Annotated in this window: 20 protein-coding genes; 2 read left to right on the top strand and 18 right to left on the bottom strand. The window is 44.1% G+C overall.

Annotated features, from left to right (window positions below):
• Positions 1-73: 73 nt before the first annotated feature.
• From ACSLGF_RS08190 to proG, 6 genes are all read right to left on the bottom strand, one after another.
• Entirely contained in the window at positions 74-1,696 is a 1,623-nt protein-coding gene (locus ACSLGF_RS08190) for a peptide ABC transporter substrate-binding protein (RefSeq protein ID WP_456004198.1), read from the bottom strand.
• Positions 1,693-2,706, bottom strand: coding sequence for an ABC transporter ATP-binding protein (locus ACSLGF_RS08185; RefSeq protein ID WP_456004195.1), 1,014 nt, complete (start codon positions 2,704-2,706; stop codon positions 1,693-1,695). Before ACSLGF_RS08185 ends, ACSLGF_RS08190 begins: the two co-directional genes overlap by 4 nt.
• A gap of 7 nt (positions 2,707-2,713) precedes the next feature.
• Positions 2,714-3,676: an ABC transporter permease gene (locus tag ACSLGF_RS08180; protein WP_456004192.1), complete on the bottom strand. Its 963-nt coding sequence runs from the start codon at positions 3,674-3,676 to the stop codon at positions 2,714-2,716.
• On the bottom strand, positions 3,673-4,608 hold the full coding sequence (locus ACSLGF_RS08175; protein ID WP_456004189.1) for an ABC transporter permease: 936 nt from the start codon (positions 4,606-4,608) through the stop codon (positions 3,673-3,675). Before ACSLGF_RS08175 ends, ACSLGF_RS08180 begins: the two co-directional genes overlap by 4 nt.
• 18 nt (positions 4,609-4,626) lie before the next feature.
• Positions 4,627-5,451 (bottom strand): M55 family metallopeptidase, encoded by an 825-nt coding sequence (locus tag ACSLGF_RS08170; RefSeq protein ID WP_456004186.1) that lies wholly within the window; start codon positions 5,449-5,451, stop codon positions 4,627-4,629.
• Positions 5,452-5,843: 392 nt separating this feature from the next.
• Positions 5,844-6,668 (bottom strand): pyrroline-5-carboxylate reductase ProG, encoded by an 825-nt coding sequence (proG, locus tag ACSLGF_RS08165; RefSeq protein WP_456004183.1) that lies wholly within the window; start codon positions 6,666-6,668, stop codon positions 5,844-5,846.
• Between the two features lie 169 nt (positions 6,669-6,837).
• On the opposite strand from proG, the gene ACSLGF_RS08160 reads away from it, so the two are divergent.
• A complete protein-coding gene (locus ACSLGF_RS08160; protein ID WP_456004180.1) occupies positions 6,838-8,160 on the top strand; it encodes a S1C family serine protease in 1,323 nt (440 codons plus the stop codon).
• Between the two features lie 36 nt (positions 8,161-8,196).
• On the opposite strand, the gene ACSLGF_RS08155 is transcribed toward ACSLGF_RS08160, so the two are convergent.
• Positions 8,197-9,150, bottom strand: coding sequence for a ring-cleaving dioxygenase (locus tag ACSLGF_RS08155; RefSeq protein ID WP_456004177.1), 954 nt, complete (start codon positions 9,148-9,150; stop codon positions 8,197-8,199).
• A gap of 329 nt (positions 9,151-9,479) precedes the next feature.
• Here ACSLGF_RS08155 and ACSLGF_RS08150 point away from each other — a divergent pair, with 329 nt between their 5' ends.
• On the top strand, positions 9,480-10,805 hold the full coding sequence (locus ACSLGF_RS08150; protein WP_456004174.1) for an APC family permease: 1,326 nt from the start codon (positions 9,480-9,482) through the stop codon (positions 10,803-10,805).
• A 175-nt stretch (positions 10,806-10,980) separates the two neighbouring features.
• Here the strand turns inward: ACSLGF_RS08150 and ACSLGF_RS08145 are convergent, their stop codons facing one another.
• The 11 genes from ACSLGF_RS08145 to ACSLGF_RS08095 all read right to left on the bottom strand — a co-directional run bounded on the left by ACSLGF_RS08145 (position 10,981) and on the right by ACSLGF_RS08095 (position 20,638).
• A complete protein-coding gene (locus ACSLGF_RS08145; RefSeq protein ID WP_456004171.1) occupies positions 10,981-11,310 on the bottom strand; it encodes a bh protein in 330 nt (109 codons plus the stop codon).
• 63 nt (positions 11,311-11,373) lie between these two features.
• On the bottom strand, positions 11,374-12,330 hold the full coding sequence (locus ACSLGF_RS08140) for a sugar-binding transcriptional regulator (RefSeq protein ID WP_456004168.1): 957 nt from the start codon (positions 12,328-12,330) through the stop codon (positions 11,374-11,376).
• Between the two features lie 93 nt (positions 12,331-12,423).
• On the bottom strand, positions 12,424-13,209 hold the full coding sequence (locus ACSLGF_RS08135; protein ID WP_456004476.1) for an SDR family NAD(P)-dependent oxidoreductase: 786 nt from the start codon (positions 13,207-13,209) through the stop codon (positions 12,424-12,426).
• The gene (locus ACSLGF_RS08130; protein ID WP_456004166.1) at positions 13,187-13,888 is read right to left on the bottom strand and encodes an SDR family NAD(P)-dependent oxidoreductase; all 702 of its coding nucleotides are present in this window, start codon (positions 13,886-13,888) and stop codon (positions 13,187-13,189) included. Before ACSLGF_RS08130 ends, ACSLGF_RS08135 begins: the two co-directional genes overlap by 23 nt.
• 25 nt (positions 13,889-13,913) lie before the next feature.
• Positions 13,914-15,296 carry a dihydrolipoyl dehydrogenase gene (gene lpdA / locus ACSLGF_RS08125; protein ID WP_456004163.1) on the bottom strand — a complete coding sequence of 461 codons (1,383 nt, stop codon included), beginning with the start codon at positions 15,294-15,296 and terminating at the stop codon, positions 13,914-13,916.
• 12 nt (positions 15,297-15,308) lie between these two features.
• Positions 15,309-16,631: a dihydrolipoamide acetyltransferase family protein gene (locus ACSLGF_RS08120; RefSeq protein WP_256499490.1), complete on the bottom strand. Its 1,323-nt coding sequence runs from the start codon at positions 16,629-16,631 to the stop codon at positions 15,309-15,311.
• Between the two features lie 17 nt (positions 16,632-16,648).
• Complete coding sequence (locus ACSLGF_RS08115; RefSeq protein WP_099727521.1) at positions 16,649-17,629, bottom strand: alpha-ketoacid dehydrogenase subunit beta; 981 nt, start codon at positions 17,627-17,629, stop codon at positions 16,649-16,651.
• 31 nt (positions 17,630-17,660) lie between these two features.
• On the bottom strand, positions 17,661-18,644 hold the full coding sequence (gene pdhA, locus ACSLGF_RS08110) for a pyruvate dehydrogenase (acetyl-transferring) E1 component subunit alpha (protein WP_099727505.1): 984 nt from the start codon (positions 18,642-18,644) through the stop codon (positions 17,661-17,663).
• Positions 18,645-18,826: 182 nt separating this feature from the next.
• Positions 18,827-19,858, bottom strand: a complete 1,032-nt coding sequence (locus ACSLGF_RS08105; RefSeq protein ID WP_099727506.1) for an alcohol dehydrogenase catalytic domain-containing protein — start codon at positions 19,856-19,858, stop codon at positions 18,827-18,829.
• The gene (locus ACSLGF_RS08100; protein ID WP_099727507.1) at positions 19,855-20,301 is read right to left on the bottom strand and encodes a hypothetical protein; all 447 of its coding nucleotides are present in this window, start codon (positions 20,299-20,301) and stop codon (positions 19,855-19,857) included. Before ACSLGF_RS08100 ends, ACSLGF_RS08105 begins: the two co-directional genes overlap by 4 nt.
• 58 nt (positions 20,302-20,359) lie before the next feature.
• Positions 20,360-20,638 (bottom strand): PTS sugar transporter subunit IIB, encoded by a 279-nt coding sequence (locus tag ACSLGF_RS08095; protein WP_003212259.1) that lies wholly within the window; start codon positions 20,636-20,638, stop codon positions 20,360-20,362.
• Positions 20,639-20,647: the final 9 nt, after the last annotated feature.

Here is a 20,647-nt window from a genome sequence, read left to right as displayed (position 1 = left end):
ACACCGAATGCGAGGGTTTGTCTACACGCTGAGACGCTTTTTTCAAAGCGTCCCTTTACCACATTTACTTCATTTACTCTCCATCTACTTGCGCCCATTTCAAATCGATATAACCAACAGGGTGACGGACAATGCCCTTCACGCCTTCTTTTTGTAGATGTACTTGGTTATAAAAATGTATCGGAATGATCGGTGCTTCTTCAATGAGAAGTGCCTCCGCATCATGCAGAATGCTGTTTCTCTTTTGTTCATCTGCTTCTTGGCTCGCCTTTTTGATCAGCTGATCATAGGTGTCGTTTGACCACCCTGTCCGGTTCATCGCATTCCCTGTTTGAAAGCTCTCTAGAAAATTGATCGGATCTGCATAGTCTGCTAAAAATGAACTTTGCGAGAATTGGAATTTCAGCGCCTTTTGATCTTCTGCAAACACATTCGCTTCCATGTTCGCAAGCTTCACGTCTACACCTAGCGCTTCTTTTAATTGCTGCTGAATGGCTTCCGCCTTTTTCTTGTTCTCAGGCTTTGTACTATATGTTAATGTGACGGGCGGCAGCTTCGAATAGTTTTCTTCCTTCACCCCTTTTTCTAACAGCTTCGCGGCTTCACTCTTATCATTTTTCACAAGATCGCCGCCAGCTTCTCTGAAATCCTCACCCTTTGAATCTAGAATCCCCGGCGAGACGAAGGCGCGTGCTGGCTTCTCTTCATTTTTCGTCACATAATCCACAATATCTTGCGGGTTGATCGCCATTTGAAAGGCTTTGCGAATGTTCTTATTTTGAAAAGGTTCCATATTCACATTCAGACGATAAAAAAACAACCCGGCCTGATCTTCAATTTGTACATCTTTACTTTTTAGCAGGTCTTCACTTTGTTCTGCTGGTACAAAAGCAGTATCTAAATCTCCTGATTGATACATTTGATAATCCGTGTTTCGATCACTGATCATCAGCCATTTCACTTGATCCAGCTTGACCGTTTTTTTGTCCCAATACGTTTCACTTTTTTCCATTGTGAAACTCTCATCATGCTTCCACTCTGTCAGCTTAAACGGACCATTACCGACAAAGGTTTTGGCATCCTTTGCCCAGTTTGGATCTTTCCCTGCCACCTTCTCATTCACAGGGAAAAAGGCAGGATTTGCTGTCATATTTAAGAAAGATTTCTGCGGGTACGCAAGTTGGACTTTAAGCGTTTTGTCATTTACAGCGCTGACTTTCACGTCTTCTTTCTTTCCTTTGCCGCTGTTAAATGCCTCGCCTCCTTCAATCATGTATGCTAAGAACGATGCAGAAGATCCTGTTTTCGGATCTAACAGCCGCTTCCAAGCATATTCAAAGTCGCTCGCTTTGACTGGATCACCATTCGACCACTTGACGCCATCCCTTAAATGGAATGTGTACGTTTTCCCGTCCTCTGAAATTTCCCATTTTTCCGCCATTGCAGGAGATGGTTCGTGCTTTTCATTCAGTCTCGTTAACCCCTCCATTAAGTTATTCAGCCCTTGCCAAGATACATTATTAAAACCAATCGGCGGATCGAACGATGTTGGTTCGTTTTCATTATTTAATGTTAACACTTTATTTTCACCCTTATTGCTTGACGATCCTTTGCCTGCTTGCTCATTGGCTGTACATGCTGCGAGCAGCATGATCGTTAACAAACATACACTGACGATCCAACCTTTTTTTCTCATGAGAAACTCCCCCTTTGTGTTGCAGATAAAATCGTTTGTTTCGCTCGTTCATCCTGGAGCCAGCAATGCACTGTATGTGTAGGTGAATGCTGCGTTTCGTGCGGCATGATATGATCACACACTTTCATGGCTGCCGGGCAGCGTTCTGTATACGGACAGCCTTTCGGTGGAGCAAATAAATCCGGTGGGCTTCCTTCAATTGGAATGAGTTCATCTTTCATATCAAGTCTTGGAACGGATTGCAGCAGCCCTTTTGTGTACGGGTGCTGCGGACTGTAAAAGATATCCCGTCTTGTGCCGACCTCAACCATTTTCCCTCCGTACATCACAGCCACTCGGTCTGCGACTTGAGCTACAACCCCTAAGTCGTGTGTGATTAAGATAATGGTGACACCTGTTTTCTTCTGAATCTCTTTAAATAGCTCTAAAATTTGCGCTTGTATGGTGACATCTAGGGCGGTTGTCGGTTCATCTGCGATCAGCACCTTCGGCTCGCAAATCAGCGCCATTGCAATCATGAGCCGTTGCCTCATTCCGCCGCTGAACTGATGTGGATATTGCTTTAGTCTCTCCTTCGGCTGCGGAATGCCAACCAAATCAAGCATACGAACAGCCGCTTCTTTCACTTCTTTTTTTGTCAGCTTCTGATGCTCCTTCGCTGCTTCCATCAGCTGATCACCGATTGTCAAAGTCGGGTTCAATGCGGTCATCGGATCTTGGAAGATCATAGAGATATCGACACCACGGATGGCGCGCATTTCTTTTTCAGATAAAGAAAGCAAGTTACGGTCACGAAACCAAATTTCCCCCTGATCTACATGAGCGCTGTATGCCGGAAGAAGCCGCATGATACTTTGTGACGTTACACTTTTTCCGCAGCCTGATTCTCCAACAATAGCAAGGGTTTCTTTTTCATACACATCCACATTCACCCCGCGTACCGCTTGAACCGAGCCACCATATGTCCGAAAGCTGACATGCAGATCGATCATTTGAAGAACTTTTTTCAAAGCGCCATCACCTCTTCATCTTTGGATCAAGCGCATCTTGCAAGCCATCACCTAAATTGTTAAAACAAAACATCGTCAGTGAAATAAAAAATGCAGGGAAGAACAAACGCCACCAGTGACCATTGTCTGACAGCACAGTCGGCAGAGCATCATTGGCCATCACGCCCCAGCTTGCAAACGGCGCTTGGATTCCTAAACCGAGAAAGCTTAAGAACGCTTCAGCAAATATCGCTGTCGGCACAGTCAAAGTCATCTGGACGATAATCGGCCCCATCGTATTCGGCAGTAAGTTCCGGCGGATGATTCGCAGGCTTTTTGCACCAAAGGTTTTCGAGGCAAGGACATATTCCTGGCTTTTCAGCTGAAGAACCTGACCTCTCACGATTCTCGCCATTCCAATCCACCCTGTGACGGTGAGCGCTACAATAATGGTGACAAGCCCGGGCCCCATGAGCACCATCAATAAAATGACGACGAGTAAATAAGGAAGACCATAGAGTACCTCGACGATTCGCATCATGACATGGTCATATCTCCCGCCCTTATAGCCAGCAATACCGCCATAAATGACGCCGATGGCAAAATCAATGAGTGCTGCCATCACACCCACAAGTAACGAAATGCGTGCTCCGTACCATGTACGCGTGAACACATCTCGTCCAAGCTCATCCGTTCCAAACCAGTGAGCAGCCGAGGGCGGTAGATTTTGCATCGAAAGACGCTGCTCTGTCACACTATTTGGGGCAAGCAGCGGACCTAAGACCGCCATCATAAAAAGAAAAATCAGCACAGATAGACTAAACATCGCGAGCTTATTTTGCTTTAGCCGTCTCCATGTATCTGCCCAGTACGAAAGAGAGGGTCTTTTAATGGCATGGGCTTCGGTCTTCTTTTGCTCTCTAGGAGAAAACCACTCATCCGGCACTTCATGGTTTCGATTCGGTTGATCGTGCTGAAGGTGTACGCTCATGCCTTTCCTCCCTTCTGATGCAGCTGAATCCTTGGATCAAGCAGACGATACGCCACATCTACAATGAAAAGAAGTGTGATTAAGATGATGCTGTAAAAAACAGTGGTGCCCATGATCACAGGATAATCACGGTTGTTAATACTCTCGACAAAGTATTTTCCCATTCCAGGGATGGCAAATATTTTTTCAATGACAAAACTTCCTGTTAAAATACTTGCAACAAGTGTCCCAAGAATAGTGATAACGGGTAAAAGTGCATTCCGAAGCGCATGTTTAAACACAATTTTAAAAGGAGAAAGTCCTTTCGCTTTGGCAGTGCGAATATAGTCCTGCGTCAGCACTTCAATCATGCTCGATCTCGTTAAACGGGCAATAATAGCCATTGGACCGACAGCCAGTGCAATTGTAGGAAGCACCATATGCATCGGACTTGTCCACATCGCTGTGGGGAAGAGCTTCAAATTCACAGCAAGCTGCTGAATTAATAAGGTAGCAAAGATAAAGTTTGGAATGGATATACCGAAAACAGCAATGGTCATGGCAATATAATCAATCAAGCCATTATGCCGGAGGGCAGCCATGACCCCTAGCAGGATGCCGGAGATGACAGCAATCAAAATTGAGATAAGACCAAGTTCTAATGAGACTGGGAAGCCTCTCGCCAATAGATCATTGACGCTTTCAGAAGGCTTTTTAATGGAAGGACCAAAATCAAAGGTAACGATGGATTTTAAATAGATGACATATTGAACATAAAGTGGTTCGTCTAAGTGATAGTAGCTTTCGAGGTTTCGTTGGACGGTTTCGTTTGTATTTCGTTCTTCATTGAAGGGCGATCCTGGAATGACCTTCATCAAAATAAACGTTAAAGTCGTAATGGTTAAGATCGTGGCAATCATTGCAATAAAACGCCTGAGCAAAAAGCTGGCCATCTGCTGTCTCCCCCTCGCTTAACAAAATGTTGTACGTGCGGCAAGCTCTGTCATGACAAGCATCGCTTGGTAGGCTTCTAATATATTTTTTGCTTGATACGTCACCGTCGTCGTCCCTTCTATGATGGCAGTACCCGGCATTAAATTCGCCCATTCGGCTTGTCCATAATTGGCAAACTCGATCTTGAGCAGTGGCTGATCAGGAGGCGTCAGCGGCTTTATTTGATGAATCTGTTTCATTGCAGCTTCCACTTGCTGCGAGATTTGTTTATTTACTTTGGCTGGGGTTAAGCATTTCACAGCAGATCTTGAAATGGTTTCTTTCACTGCAACTGTTTTCACGCCAGGCATCAGCTTTTCTGCTTCAAATGCCGCTTGATCGTCTCCGCATACAAGGATCACCGGAACACCATAATAGCCTGCGACATACGCATTAAAGCCCATTTCACCAATTGGATGATCATTTATGTAAAAATGTCTAACACCAAAAATCATACTGTGGGACATCACACCTTTCATTGATGCCCTCGCATGGTAGCCTAAAAAAACAGCTGCATCATAGGTTTGATCTAATCCTTGAACCATTGAATAAGGTTTTACATCGCCTGATATGAGGGCTGCCTCTTCATGCAGTTCTTCGATCAAGAGATTATTCATTTTAGAATGACTGTCGTTGACCAAAATATCGATTGCACCATGCCCAAGAAGAGCCTCTACACAGGCATTCACTTCACCTGTCATGATTTTTCTGCCCCGCTCATAATTGTGCTGACGGGCATCGACAAATGTATGATCAGCTAGACCAGTAATACCCTCCATATCGACAGATACATAGAGCTTCATCCTCATCCTCCTTTAATTAAACTTAAAATTTGTGTATATTTTTCTAAATTTTCTAAAAAATTATATGAGAACTTGATTGATTTTTCAATACATTTTCTAAAAATAAGGAGTTTAGACTCATCTACTACAGGTCAAAAGAATAGCAAGTTAAGGATTTTTTTAACAAATAAAACACCACTAACTATGTCTTTAGTGGTGTCAGATTGTTGACAAAGGGCTAAAATGATCTTTATTTTAGCCCTTTGTCTTCTTTTCAGCGTGATAGAAAACCCTTGAAGTCTAGGAAGGACGAGTACCGGAGCGGAGCGAATTTGACATTCGTGAGCACCGGCACGCAGGACTGACACCGAATGCGAGGGTTTGTCTACACGCTGACACCACTAACTATGTCTTTAGTGGTGTTTGTTTGCTTCGTCGACCTGCGATTTCAGCTGATCGTATTTCTTCATGGTTTGTGTAAATAAGTCATCAAACATCTGGGGTGCCTGCTTTTGAATGACCGCAGCGCCTTCTCCGGTAATCCCGCCTTTTGTCGCCACCCTATTGACCGTTTCAGCGAATGTGAGGCCGTGTTCTACAAGCACCTGGCCTGTGCCTAAAAGCGCATAAGTTAAAAATTCATATGCTTCCTCTAAGGAAAGCTCACTATTTCTCACAGCGGCTTTCGCCATTTCTTCAAAAATAGCAGCGATAAAACCAGGAGAAGAGCTTGTCAAATTACTCGCCGCATCAAACCGGTCTTCCTCCACTTCCCGGACGATGCTAAAAGCTGAAAGCAGACGGTTCAAACGTTCTTTCTCTTCATCCCCTACGGTTACACCATGCGCAACAAGCGATACGCCCGTCCCAACGGCTGAAGTCAAAGTTGGGATGTATCTGGATACTGGTTGATTCGTATGCTGCGTTAATTTATCTAACGTCACAGCCGCTGCCACTGACACAATATGTATCGCTTTCTTTGCCGGGTGCAGCTGATCCAGAACGTCAAGTACAGCAAGCGGCGGCACACAGACAAACAGAACATCACATGACGCAGAAAGTTCATCTAATGAGCAGATGTTTACATCATGGTGCTTCTCTTTGAGCTGATGCAGCCGCTCCGTTTCACTTCTTGTATGGATCATGAACTGACGGGCATCTAGCACTCCTTTTTCCAGCCATTTTTGCACCATCATATCAGCCATGCTTCCATATCCAATGATTCCGATTGTCTCCACAGTTTAATCTCCTCTATTTTGCTTAGATTCACTACTTATTTTAACAATTTCCCACAATGTTTTCATTTTTATCCCACATTTTTTTCTTACGATAAAGTCAGTATCCACCACATACCGTAAAACACCTTGAACACATACATGTAAAAATTGATGAAAGAGAGTGATCCGAATGACAAATCACAAAGATGAAAAACAACCTTCTTATGAATTACAAACAATCGAACAACCACAAAAACCGAAGAAGAAGCCGAGTGGCTGGTTTAAGCCGTTCGTAAGCGGCATTGTAGGCGGTACGTTAGCATTAGGTGTCTACGTCCTCACGCCATACGCTCAGCACTCAGAGAGCAGTACAGCAAATGAATCGTCAACAAAAACAGAAGCTGTATCAACAAATGATACAAGCGCCAATACGTCAAAAACCACAGCCGTACAAACATCGAATTCATCAAGCAGCATTTCCAATATGGTCGAAAATGTATCACCAGCCATTGTCGGCATAACAAACTACCAAACGCAAAGTCAAACGGCAGCGGGCTTCGGCGATTTCAATACGCCTTTTGATGAATCACAGCAAAATCAAAACAAAAGCAGTCAAGAGAAAGAGACCGGTACAGGCTCTGGGGTTATTTTTAAAAAATCCGGCAGTAAAGCCTATGTATTAACAAACAACCATGTCATTGAAGGGGCAAACAAACTGACGGTCTCCTTGCACGATGGCAAAACCGTTGAAGGAAAACTGGTCGGGGCAGACCCGCTGACTGACCTAGCGGTTGTAGAAATTAGCAGCAGCAATGTTACGAAGGTTGCGACATTAGGCGATTCTTCTTCACTTCGAGCTGGAGAAACCGTCATCGCGATCGGAAACCCGCTTGGTGAAGATTTATCAAGAACCGTGACGCAAGGAATTGTCAGCGGTGTCGATCGAACAGTCTCTATGAATACATCAGCTGGCGAGAGCAGCATTAATGTCATTCAAACAGATACAGCCATTAACCCCGGCAACAGCGGCGGACCGCTTTTAACAACAGACGGAAAGGTTGTGGGAATCACGAGTATGAAAATCTCTGAAACAGGTGTTGAAGGAATTGGATTCGCGCTCCCAATGAATGATGTCAAACCAATCGCCGAACAGCTTCTCGCAAAAGGAAAAATTGAGCGTCCATATATCGGCATTAGCATGCTGGATCTTGAACAAGTCCCGAATGTTTATCAGAAAGAAACACTAGGACTCAAAAGCAGTCAGCTGGATAAAGGCGTGTACGTCAAAGAAATCGCCGCCGGCTCACCTGCTGCAAAAGCTGGCTTAAAATCAGAGGATGTCATTACCGCCATCAATGGCAAAAAAGTAAAAACCGGCAGTGAATTACGACACGAGCTTTATACGAATGCAAAAGTAGGAGACACGGTGAAGATCACACTCATTCGAAACGGAAAAGAAGAAACAAAACAGGTCACATTAACGCAATCGGAATCAAAGGAAGTAAGCTCCTAACGAAAAAGCAGCCCATTAATTTGAGCTGCTTTTTGATCATGACTGGATTGGGGTTAATCGTTGTTCAATTTCTGCTCGTTTGTGCTCTAGAAATGGCGGAAGTGCTAGCTGATCACCAAGCTCATCCACTCCTTCATCTACTGTAAACCCAGGGCCATCTGTTGAAATTTCAAACAAAATACCATTCGGCTCTCTAAAGTAAAGAGCTTTGAAGTAGAAGCGTTCCACAACACCAGAATTCGTGAAGCCAGCTTTTGATATTTTGTCATGCCATTTTTCTAGCTCCTCTGCATCCTCCGCGCGAAAGGCAACGTGATGAACACTTCCTCTGCCAGAACGCTCAGATGGCCCTTCTACTTTTTCAATCACATGAATTTCTGTTCCAGCTCCGCCATTTCCTGACTCAAAAATGGTCACGATTTCACCATCACTTGATTGTTCACGTGCTCTTTCTGTGAAACCAAGAATGCCCGTTAAGACGCTGATCGTTTTTTCTGCTTTTGCAACTGTTAATTCTACTGGGCCTAAACCTCTAATCGCAAAATCTGCAGGAATATCGTCATGTACTGGCGGTGAACCTGCCTCATGTCCGTTCGGTTCTACTGTCAAAAATAGTTGCTGCCCTTCTGGATCTGTCAATCGCAAGGCAGGTCTGCCGCCTCTTAAGGAAGCTGTTTCTTGCTGCACGCCTTTTTCTTCAAACCGCTTTTCCCAAAATGAAAGTGCTTCTTCAGAAGAAACGAGAAGGCCTGTTCGTGTGATGGCATTTGTTCCTTCCAAACGGCGGGCCAGCATTGGAATTTCAAAAAATGTGAGCTCCGTTCCTGGTGAGGCGACCTCATCTCCATAAAACAAGTGATACATAGAAGGGTCATCCTGATTGACTGTTTTCTTCACAAGTTTCAAGCCAAGGATTTGGCGGTAGAAATCAACGTTTTTCTGAGCGTTTGCTGTTAATGCTGATACATGGTGAATCCCATTTATTTTCATGATTCTCACTCCTTTTTCTAAATATCTCGAATTCAAGACAATATCCTTATGAATAAAATAGGTCATTTTTCAAGAAAAGTCAACCATTGGCTGCACGTTTACTGGATGTTCGGTTTTCGCCATTTAAATTAACATTAAAAACGAAAAAAGTCTTATATCGTTCGCTTTTAACACAATATTCACCCTAATATCTCCAATAAACAAACACTTTCAAATACAAATACGAAAATCAGAAAATTTTTTTAATTCTTGTTTTCCTAAAATCGTATTACAATGAACAAAATACATGTCACAGTAACGTACGAAAGTGATGCAGGAGGTCGTGTGTAATGAACAAAGAACAACCAGCGTTAAAACAAGACATCGGCTTATTTTTTGCCCTATCTCTTGTCATCGGGACCATTATCGGGTCCGGCGTCTTTATGAAGCCAGGCAACGTCCTTTCCTATTCAGGAAGCTCTGACATCGCATTATTTGCTTGGCTGTTAGGCGGGATATTAACCCTTGCAGGCGGACTGACTGTCGCTGAAATTGGCACACAAATCCCGCGAACCGGCGGTTTGTACGCTTATCTTGAAGAAGTGTACGGTGAATTTTGGGGCTATTTATGCGGCTGGGTGCAAATTATCATTTACGGACCTGCCATCATTGGTGCTCTTGGTCTTTATTTTGGTTCATTATTAGCCAATTTATTTTCTCTTTCTACTTTATGGTCTACAGCCATTGGCATTATTACGGTTCTATTTTTATGTGTGATCAACATGATGGGAACGAAATACGGCGGATTTGTACAAGGACTGACCACGATCGGAAAGCTTGTCCCGATTGCCGCTATTATTGTGTTTGGCTTATGGAAAGGAAATGAAAACATTTTCACGGCTGTCAACGACAGTATCGCACAGATGAACTTCGGTGCAGCGGTTTTGGCTACGTTGTTTGCCTATGATGGCTGGATTTTGCTTGCAGCGCTTGGCGGTGAAATGAAAAATCCAGAAAAACTGCTTCCTCGAGCGATGGCAGGCGGGATTTTAATAGTCACAGCTTGTTATCTCTTTATTAATGTGGCACTTTTGCATGTGTTACCAGCTAATGAAATCGTCCAGCTGGGTGAAAATGCGACAAGTACTGCTGCTACGATGCTCTTTGGTCCAATTGGCGGTAAAATCATTAGTATTGGTATCATCATTAGTATCTTTGGCTGTTTGAACGGAAAGGTTCTTTCATTCCCTCGTGTGATTTTTGCGATGGCAGAACGAAAACAAATTCCTTTCGCCAAAGCCATTTCACGTATACATCCTACCTTCCAAACACCTTGGGTCGCTGTATTTGTGCAAATTTTGATCGCCATTGTATTTATGATCGTCAGTAATCCTGAGAAGCTGTCAGAGGTTTCGATTTTCATGATTTATATCTTTTATGTGATGGCCTTTTTCGCTGTATTTAAGCTAAGAAAACAAAACAGCGGAATGAAGCGCGCTTATAGCGTACCACTTTATCCGCTGACACCGATCATTGCGATTATTGGCTCTTTATTCGTCTTAATCAGCACGATGATCACGGATTGGAAAAGCTGCCTTTTCTCCATGCTGATCGGAATGGCTGGACTGCCTATTTATTATTATATGAAAAAGACAAAAAATAAAGCAGAGCGCTAAATAGCCTCTGCTTTATTTTGTCTTCTTTTTAGCGTGATAGAAAACCTTTGCAGTCTAGGAAGGACGAGTACCGGAGCGGAGCGAATTTAACATTCGTGAGCACCGAAGCGCAGACCTGACAAAGAATGCGAGGGTTTGACTACACGCTAAAGCAGAGCGCTAAACAGCCTCTGCTTTATTTTTTATATTGCTTGATCACTTTGTATGATTCGTTTAAATATCTCATGAGCCGGTATGGCTTACTTAGAACACGAATTGGGAGCCTTGAGATAAAGCCATTCAGATTCGCCTTATATTCCTGTGTCATCCGCTTCGGCTTTGTGGCAATTTTTTCGTATACTTCTTTGTAAAATTCCTTCATGATGTCGACTTTCACACTGATCTTCTGATGACACTCTGTACACTCTACGCTTTTCATCTGATCATTCACATAAACGATGCTGTGGAGGGTCTCTTCTTGGCACCGAGTACAATGTAGGTTTGCTTCCATTTCGGTTTGCTTCAAGATACACAGCTCCTTTCTCGTTTGATGTTGCTCTTTTTATACAATACGATCACTGCCAGCCGTTTATTGGACTGATGATTCCTTTAAAATGGCTGCCGCAGTCTGTTCGTCTGTCACCAGCACTTGGATGAAGCCGCCATTTAAAGCCCCTAAAATACTTTCAGCTTTATGGGTTCCTTCCACTACAGCAATGACTTTTTCGACGCTCTTTAATTGTTCTAACGATAATCCAATGACCTTCTGGTTCAGTTCATCTTGGACAGGTTTACCTTCACCATCAAAGAAGCGAAAACCAATATCACCGACAGCTCCTGATTGTCTTAAACCAGATAAATCCTCTTCTTTTAAATAACCGACTGTTTTTAAAGTAGAGCCTTTATGCGGGTTTCCAATACCGATGAGGGCAATATCCACGTTTCGGCCTTCTTCAAGCACAGCTTCTATGTCCTGCATCGCCATGAGCCGTTCCTTTAATTCTTCTGTTTCTAAAATCGCAGGTGCATATAAATAGGAACACGTGCCATTCATCTTCTTTGCCAGCTCATACGCCAGCTGATTGGCATGAATGTCGACTGCCTGCCTGCCCATCCCGCCCTCTAAAGGGATGACTTTGACTTCGTTTCTTCGTTCAAACGGATATTCTTTCACAAGCTCAGCAAGCGTGGTCCCCCAAGAAATGCCGATTTTCTCAGCATCTTTCATGTTTTTAGAAAGATAATAAGCTCCTGCCTGACCGACTGCCCGCTTGACCATCTCAGGCATTGTCCCGACACTTGGGACAACGACAGCATCTGTTAATTGAAAGGTCGTTTCTAGCTGCTTTTCCAGTTCCACCGTATGAATGCTTTCGTCTTTAATGTACACTTCAACGATTCCCACATCTTTTGCTTTTTGTAGAAGTTTTGAAATGACTGGCCTTGAGACATTTAGCTTTTTTGCAATTTCCTGCTGCGTCCACCCGTCTGTATAATAAAGATGAGCAACCTTGACGAGCTGTCGTCTTTCTTCCCAATTCAGCATGTGACATCATCCTTTTAATATACTATGATTACCAGTATATCAAACATTCGTTTCCAATTGGAACAATTGTTATGAAAATGACAAAAAGAGCGATCAACTCTCCGCTCTTTTTCCCTCGGCATATTTCGGCTGATACGTTCTCCCGCCGTCTAATAGGATAATCTGTCCGTGCAAATAGCTTCCCTCGTCACTTGCGAGAAATAAAGTGAGTCCTGCGATATCCTCAGGTTTTCCTAATCTCCCGATAGGAATGAGCGATTGGAGCTGCCTTTTCTCCTCCTCAGTAGGATAAAGGATATCAAGCATCTGAGATTCAATGACGCGGGGTGCAATCACATTGATGCGCACATGATGTGTGCCTAATTCCTTTACGAGCGAACGCATCAGGCCAAAAGCACCTGCTTTTGACGCGTAATACTGAATACCGCCGCCAGATCCTGTCATCGCAGATCCTGATCCAATAATGACCATACTGCCTTCTTGCCGCTCACATAAATAGGGTGCCGAGGCTTTAATGCAATAAAAAAGACCATATAAATTCACAGCCAGCGTCTTTTTCCAAAGCGAAAAATCAACTTCTAAAAAAGGAAGTGATTTCGTCATCCCTGCTGAATACACAAGATGATCAATGCCGCCTAGCTCCCTTTCAGCTGCTGACATCAACTGCTGAACACTTTCCCACGATGAAACGTCAGCTTGAAGCGTCAGCAGCTGAGGATGCTGTTTTTTTAAGAGTGAAAGCCCCTGTTCATCTATATCTGACACAGCAACACGATGCCCTTCTTTTAAAAAACGCTCGGCAATTTCTTTCCCGATCCCTTGGGCTCCACCAACGATAAGAACTGATTTTTGATGATTAGCCAGCGCTCTCACCCCCATCAAGCATAATCGCTGCTCCATCTGTAAATGCCCCATACGAGGTACTTAAGAACACCGTCATATGAGCCACAGTCTCCTTGATTTGCTCTGTGTCAGGAAGCAAATGGAGAGGAGGCGGCAATAGTGCCAGCACCCGAATGCCTTTGTCTTTAAATTCTCGCGCTAACCCTTTTGTCATGGCATTCAGCATACTATTCGATGTAGCATGTGACATCCCGCCATCACCTGTTATACTGCCTGATGACGATATATTAATGATGCAGCCTTGCTTATGGTCAACCATGTGCCATACAGCGGCTTGACTGGAAAGAAAAGCTGTATTTACGGTCGATTCCACTTCATCCACCCATCTATCAGGGCTTACGCCGGCAAGATCCGTGCCCGCTTTTTGCTCTGCTTGATTGACCAAAATATCAAGCTTGCCGCATGTATCAATTACTTGCCTCATCATGTTTGTCGCATCACGCGGTGTCTCAAGTGGATTCATGATGATACTGGCTTGACCGCCTATTTTTTGAATGTCTTTACTAATGGTTTTTGCCTTTGATTCATCATGAAAAGTGTGTATAAAAACATGTGCACCTGCCCGGGCTAAAGCCAGGCAGATGGCTTCTCCAAATCCATCTGTGCTACCTGTCACAAGTGCCGCTTTCTGATAAAGCTGGACGTGCACATGCATCTCCTCCCTATCACTTGTTTGGCATTTATTTTTTCAGCTTACTCACGATATGAAGGGCTGCTTCATAAAAGCCTTCTGAGATGGTTGGATGCGGATGACTCATTTTAGCCATCTCTTCTGCTGTCCCTTCTAAATATATAAATGAGGAAGCTTCTGATATCATCTCTGTAACGTGCGGACCAACCATAGTGGCGCCAATGACTTCCCCATATGCTGTATCGTACACCAGTTTAATAAAGCCTGTTTGAACACCTGCCGCCAATGCTTTTCCGCTTGCGGCTAAATCGAATCGTTCTGCCCGCACGTTAAGCCCTTTGGCTTTCGCCTCTTTCTCTGTAAGCCCAACACTCGCCACCTCTGGTAATGTATAAATACATCTAGGTACGATATCGGAATTCATTTTTTCAGGCTCACCACATATATTGCTGACCGCAACGGCTGCCTCTGCCATCGCCGCATGGGCTAGCTGATAGCCGCCGGCAACATCACCAACCGCATATACACCTTCAGCACTTGTCTGCATCTGACCGTTTACTTTGATAAAAGGACCATCCAGCTGAAGATCAAGCTGGCTTACAGCTGATATATTAGGTCTTCTCCCTACACAAACGAGCATTCTTTCAGCCGTAAAGATGTGAGTTTCTCCTTTATCATCTGTTGCATGAATCGCTTTGACTCCTTCGCTTTCTGTCACCTCTGCCACAGTGGTTTTCTTTGCGATATGAATCCCTTTTTTCTTCAATTCTCTTTCTAGCAGTTTAGATGCTTCTTCATCCTCTTGCGGAATAATGGACGGAGCCGCTTCAATAATCGTGACTTTTGATTGTAGACTCTGGAAGATGCATGCGAGCTCAAGACCAATGACACCTCCGCCAATAATGACGACAGAAGCAGGAATATCCGGGATGTCAAAGATCGTATCACTTGTATCAAATTGAATCTCTTTGAGCCCCGGAATTGGCGGTATGGCAGGTGAAGATCCGGTCGCAATAATGAGCTCTTTCGTTTCAATTGATTCTGATCCGTCTTGTTTTTCAATCTCAATCCGATGCTTTGTAACAGCTGTGCCTCTGCCGTTATATACATCAATCTTTCCTTTCTTTAATAAAAAGGCGATTCCGCCTCTGAGCTTTTCAATGACATCATCTTTACGCTTTCTCATTTTATCGAAGGAAAGGACCAAGTCTCCTGTTTCGATTCCCCAGCTTTTCGCCTTCTCAATTGATTCAATGACTTCTGCATGTTTGAGAAGTGTCTTTGAAGGGATACAGCCTCGATTTAAACAAGTACCACCTAGAAAATCCTCTTCAATTAAAGCGACCTTTCGTCCGCGCTCCGCTGCTTGAAGGGCAGCAGTATACCCGCCAGGCCCTCCGCCAATGACTGTTAGATCATACGTTTTCGTCATCCGATTCATCTCCTACATTAGCAATTCAAATGGTTGTTCAAGCACTTTTTTGAGATCTGTTAAAAAGGCAGCCGCTGGTGTACCATCTACCACTCGGTGATCAAACGATAAACTGACTCCCATCATTGACCGCACCTGAATTTCTCCGTCTATGACAACAGGTTTTTCTTGAATGCGTCCAACACCTAAGATCGCCACTTCTGGCTGATTAATAATCGGGGTAAAGGTATCAATGGCATACATGCCTAAGTTACTAATGGTAAATGTCGACCCTTTCAGCTGATCTGGCAGCAGTTTTTGATCACGTGCGTTTCGGCCAATTTCTTTTGCCTCTTTTGTCAGCTGTTTTAATCCTTTTTGATTCGAATGAGAAATGACTGGAACCATTAAGCCGTCTTTCACAGCAACAGCTAGACCAATGTGCACATCCTCATGGAAATGGAGCTCATTTTGTTCAAACGTCATATTGATTTGCGGGTGGCGCGTAAGGACATTGCTGACTGCATGAATGATGATTTCAGTAAACGACAATCTGTAGCCTGTCTCTTTTTCAATCGCCGGCAATAGCTGCTTGCGCACTTCTTTCGCTTTTGTCATATCGATTTCACTTGTTAATGTAACGTGCGGTGCTGTAAAGGCACTTTGTGACATGCGATCAGCGATCACTTTTCTCATGCCAGCTAGTTTTTGTGTTTTCACTGGAGCAGAGTCTGCATTTTGTACAGCTGCTGCTTTCACATCACTCTTCATGATTTTTCCGTGAGCGCCAGATCCAGCAATTGCCGCTAAATCGATTCCTTCACGAGCAGCCACTTTTCCTGCAAGCGGTGACACACGCTGATCTTTCTCATCAGTATGGACGACTGCTTCGACATCCCGCTTTTGAATTCTCCCTTTTGGTCCTGTGCCAGATACCTCGTGAATCGGCACATGGTGATCTTTCGCCGTTTTTCTCGCCGCAGGCGTGGCACGGACTTTTTCAGCAGAGATCTTTTCGGCTTCAGTAGAACCGGATGAAGCAGATTCTACTGATGATTCGCCGCTGCCCGAGGATTCTTCATCTGCTTGTGCAGGCGGCTCGCTTGGCACCTGTTCATTTGCTTCTCCGATATAGCCAATGACAGCATTAACAGGAATTTGATCATCGGCTTCATAGTATTTCTTCAGAAAAATGCCATCATCATAGGCTTCCACCTCGATATTGATCTTGTCTGTCATAATTTCAAAAAGAGGCTCACCGATTTCAACCGAATCTCCTTCTTCTTTCAACCATTGAAGCAAGGTGCCGATCTCCATCGTACTGCTTAGCTTCGGCATAAATATCTCTTTTGGCATGATCTTCTCCCCTTTATTTAAGAGCGCACAAGCTCTTTTGCTGCTTCAATAATATCTGGCACTTGTGGAATGACCGCTTTTTCAAGCGTTGGGTTATAAGGTATTGGTACCGCAAGACCGCCAAGTCGTTTAATAGGAGCATCTAGGTAGTCGAAGGCTTCACTTTCCGCTATCATACTCGCAATCTCTCCGCCGTATCCGCCTCGTTTCACCGCCTCATGAACAACGATACATTTACCCGTTTTCTTCACAGATTCGATAATGGTTTCTTCATCTAAAGGTACGAGTGTTCTTGGATCAATGATTTCAACATCGATTCCTTCTGCTTCTAATTCCTTCGCCGCTTCTAATGCTTTATGCACCATAATAGCTGTTGCTACAATCGTGACGTCCTTCCCGCTTTTTTTCACATCCGCTTTCCCTAAAGGAATCGAATACTGCTCTTCTGGCACTTCACCGATTGTTTTATATAAAAGCTTATGCTCGTAGAAAATAACAGGATTGTCATCATCCATTGCTGCCTTTAAAAGTCCCTTTGCATCATAAGCCGTTGAAGGCTGGACCACCTTTAATCCCGGGATATGAGCCATCCACGCTTCTAAACTTTGTGAGTGCTGAGCCGCAGCACCTGTTCCAGAGCCTGCTGGTGTTCTCACAACAAGCGGCACCTTTCCTTTTCCGCCAAACATGTAGCGTGTTTTGGCCGCTTGGTTGACAAGCTGATCCATAGCGATGGTGATAAAGTCAGAGAATTGAAGTTCTAAGATCGGACGCATGCCTGTCAAAGCAGCCCCGACTGCGCCCCCTGCGATGGCAGCCTCTGAAATTGGCGTATTGCGTACGCGCTCTGGACCGAATTCTTCAATCATGCCGCGCGTAACCCCAAAAGCGCCTCCATATACGCCGATATCCTCACCTAAAATGAAGACATCTTGGTTTTCTCTCATTTCCTGACTCATAGCCTCTCGAACGGCTTCTAAATATGAAATCTCTCTCACTGTTGTTTTTGTCACGTGATTCCCCTCCTAATTAGGCGTATACATCCTCTAATAGTGTGTCAATTGACGGTTCTTTACTGTTTTTAGCAAATTCAACAGATGCTTCGATCTCCTTCTTCGCTTCTTCCTGTAAGTTTGCTGCCTGCTCCTCTGTCAAAACATTTAGATCAATTAAGAGTGACTTAAAGCGTTTGATTCCGTCTTTTTGTCTCCATTCCGTTTCTTCTTCACGTGTACGGTATTTTTTCGCATCACTCTTTGAGTGGCCCTTCCAGCGATACGTTTTCATTTCAATGAGTGATGGACCTTCTCCAGCTCTTGCACGGCTCACCGCTTCATCTACTGTGTTCATGATTTCGACCATGTCATTTCCATCGACGGTTTTTCCTGGCATCCCGTAGCTCTTTGCTCTTGTTGAAATGTCTTCAATGTTGATCATTTCTTTCACAGGTCCAGACATGCCGTATTGGTTGTTTTCACAAATAAACACAACAGGTAAATCCCAAATAGATGCAAGGTTTAACGCTTCATGGAAGCTGCCTTCATTTGTCGCACCATCTCCGAAGAAACAAAGGACAACATAGCCTTCCTGCTTCATTTTAGATGTCAGCGCTGCGCCTGTTGCAAGCGGGATACCGCCGCCAACGATGCCATTTGCTCCAAGATTCCCTTTTTCTAAGTCGGCAATATGCATCGAGCCGCCTTTTCCTTTGCAATAGCCGGTTTCACGTCCAAACAGTTCAGCCATCATTTTATTGACCTCTGCACCTTTTGCAATACAATGTCCATGTCCACGGTGTGTGCTGACGATCTTATCTTCATCTTTTAACACGGCAATAGAGCCAACAGCTGACGCTTCCTGTCCAACACATAAATGAGTCGTTCCATGAATGAGTCCTTTTGCAAAGAATTGATCGACCTTTTCATCAAAATATCGGACTAACCACATTTGTTTATATAAATCTGCTAATTTCTCATGACTAATCTGTTCAGGCAAAGTGATTTGTTTTTGCATTTCTTCTCTCCCCTTTACATTTGTTCTTATGTGTTACATTTGTAATTATCATACGTTTAAGTGTCATTGAAGTCAAGCATTTCCGTTTCATTTTTAAGCGTTTTCATTTTTTATCAGAAAAAAAGAGAAAGGCAAAGCCCTTTTCCAAAGAACTTCTCTTTCTCTTTCAATCTCATACGTTCTCATTCATCTGGATACATCATGATTTTGACGCTCTCACCTTCAGGGTGCCTCGCGCATTCTATCGCCTGAAGCAGCTGACTTAAAGGATAGCGATGCGTCACCATCTTCTCTGTGTGAACCACCTTCGCCTTCAGAAGCTGAAGCGCTTCATCATAATGATACGGATGCGAAGAATAGGCCCCCACTACCTTGACTTCATCATGGAAAAATCGCTCAGCCGGAATGGAGACATCTCCTTTAGGAAAGTGCGCAAATACCAAAATCGTCCCGCCTCTAGCTACAGCTTGAAACGCCTCTTTTAAAAGCGCACTGCTCCCAACAGAAATGATGACGAGATCTGCCCCTTTTCCATCTGTTTCTTTCATGACCCGTTTTTCCACTGGCTCAGATGCTGGATGAAAAGCGACGTCTGCACCTAAATTTCTCGCTTGAAGCAACCGGTTCTCATTCACATCCGTTATCATCACTTTCTCAGCTAAATAATATTTGGTGAGCTGTAATTGAATGCAGCCAATTTGACCCGCTCCAAGGATCAGTACAGAATCTCCAGGATGAACAGGCGCTCGTTCAAACCCATGCAGGCAGCAGGCAACTGGTTCGACCATGGCTCCTTGCTCATATGAGACGCCATGCGGGAGCTTGCCCATTGTGTGCTTTACATGTAAAGCAGGAACACGGATATATTCTGAAAAACCGCCTGGCTCTACATTTGTAGCTGAAAACTGGGCACACATTGTATAAAATCCTCTTTGACAAAAGTCACAGGTGAAACAAGGGACATGATGTGCCACGTACACCCTGTCTCCCGTATGGACATTTGTCACGTGACTGCCCGTTTCGACAATATCACCAGCAATTTCATGTCCTAGCACCGTCCCAGGAGGTACCGTCTCATGTGTTGCTTTGTAAATATCCGTCCCGCATAAGCCGCAGGCACGCATCCTTAATAGAACTTCATCATCACCAATCGCAGGCCGCTCCCTCTCCTCATAACGAATGTCCTCTGAAGAATAAAAGACAGCTGACTTCATGTAGCTGCATCCTCCTTTTCATCACACTTCGCAAGACCGTGTAAAGTTTGAACAAGCTGCTTGTATTCACTTATCTCACTTGATATCCAGTAACGTCCTCCGAATATTCGCGCCTGCCCCACTCTGACATATACTTTCCCGATATGGGGATATGGCTTTAAAAACAGTTTTCCTTTGATATCGGAAACAGCATATGTGTGCCATCTGCCAAAAGCACCTATCTTCAGCTCATCTCCACTAATGATGACGTTCGTCGGCTGATTCAGTCCCGTGATGCTAGAAAGCATCAGAATAGGTAGCGTATAAACACCTAACACAGCTAACGGTTCAGGTCCTGCCGACATTAAGGTATAAAGAGACCAGAGAAAAAACAGACAGATGAGCAGGGCCGGAAGAAAAATAGAAAACACCGCAGACGTTCGGCTATAAGCATGCTGCTGCATAAGACTCCCTCCTTTCAGGTGACATGGAAGGAGCTACAAAAGCTCCTCCATGCAAAGTTTACTTAATATGATCAATGATTTTCTCAATATCATCTTCAATGCCAAATCCGGTTAAAAAAGATAATGTTTGAATCACAGGAGTTCCTTTTGTATCACTTACAGGCGTTGTCGTTACAATTAAATCGGCGCCCTCCGCTTTTTGCGGTACTTCAGATGCCTTACACTGTTCAACCACGACATCGTATCCTTTTTCCTTTAGCGTCTCTTCTACCTTTTTTGCAACAACCGTTGATGTTGCAACTGCTGTTCCGCACGATACCAATATTTTCTTTGCCATAAGAATCCC

The sequence above is a fragment of the Bacillus sp. A015 genome (genome assembly GCF_053851875.1).
This window is presented reverse-complemented; position numbering and strand designations above follow the sequence as displayed.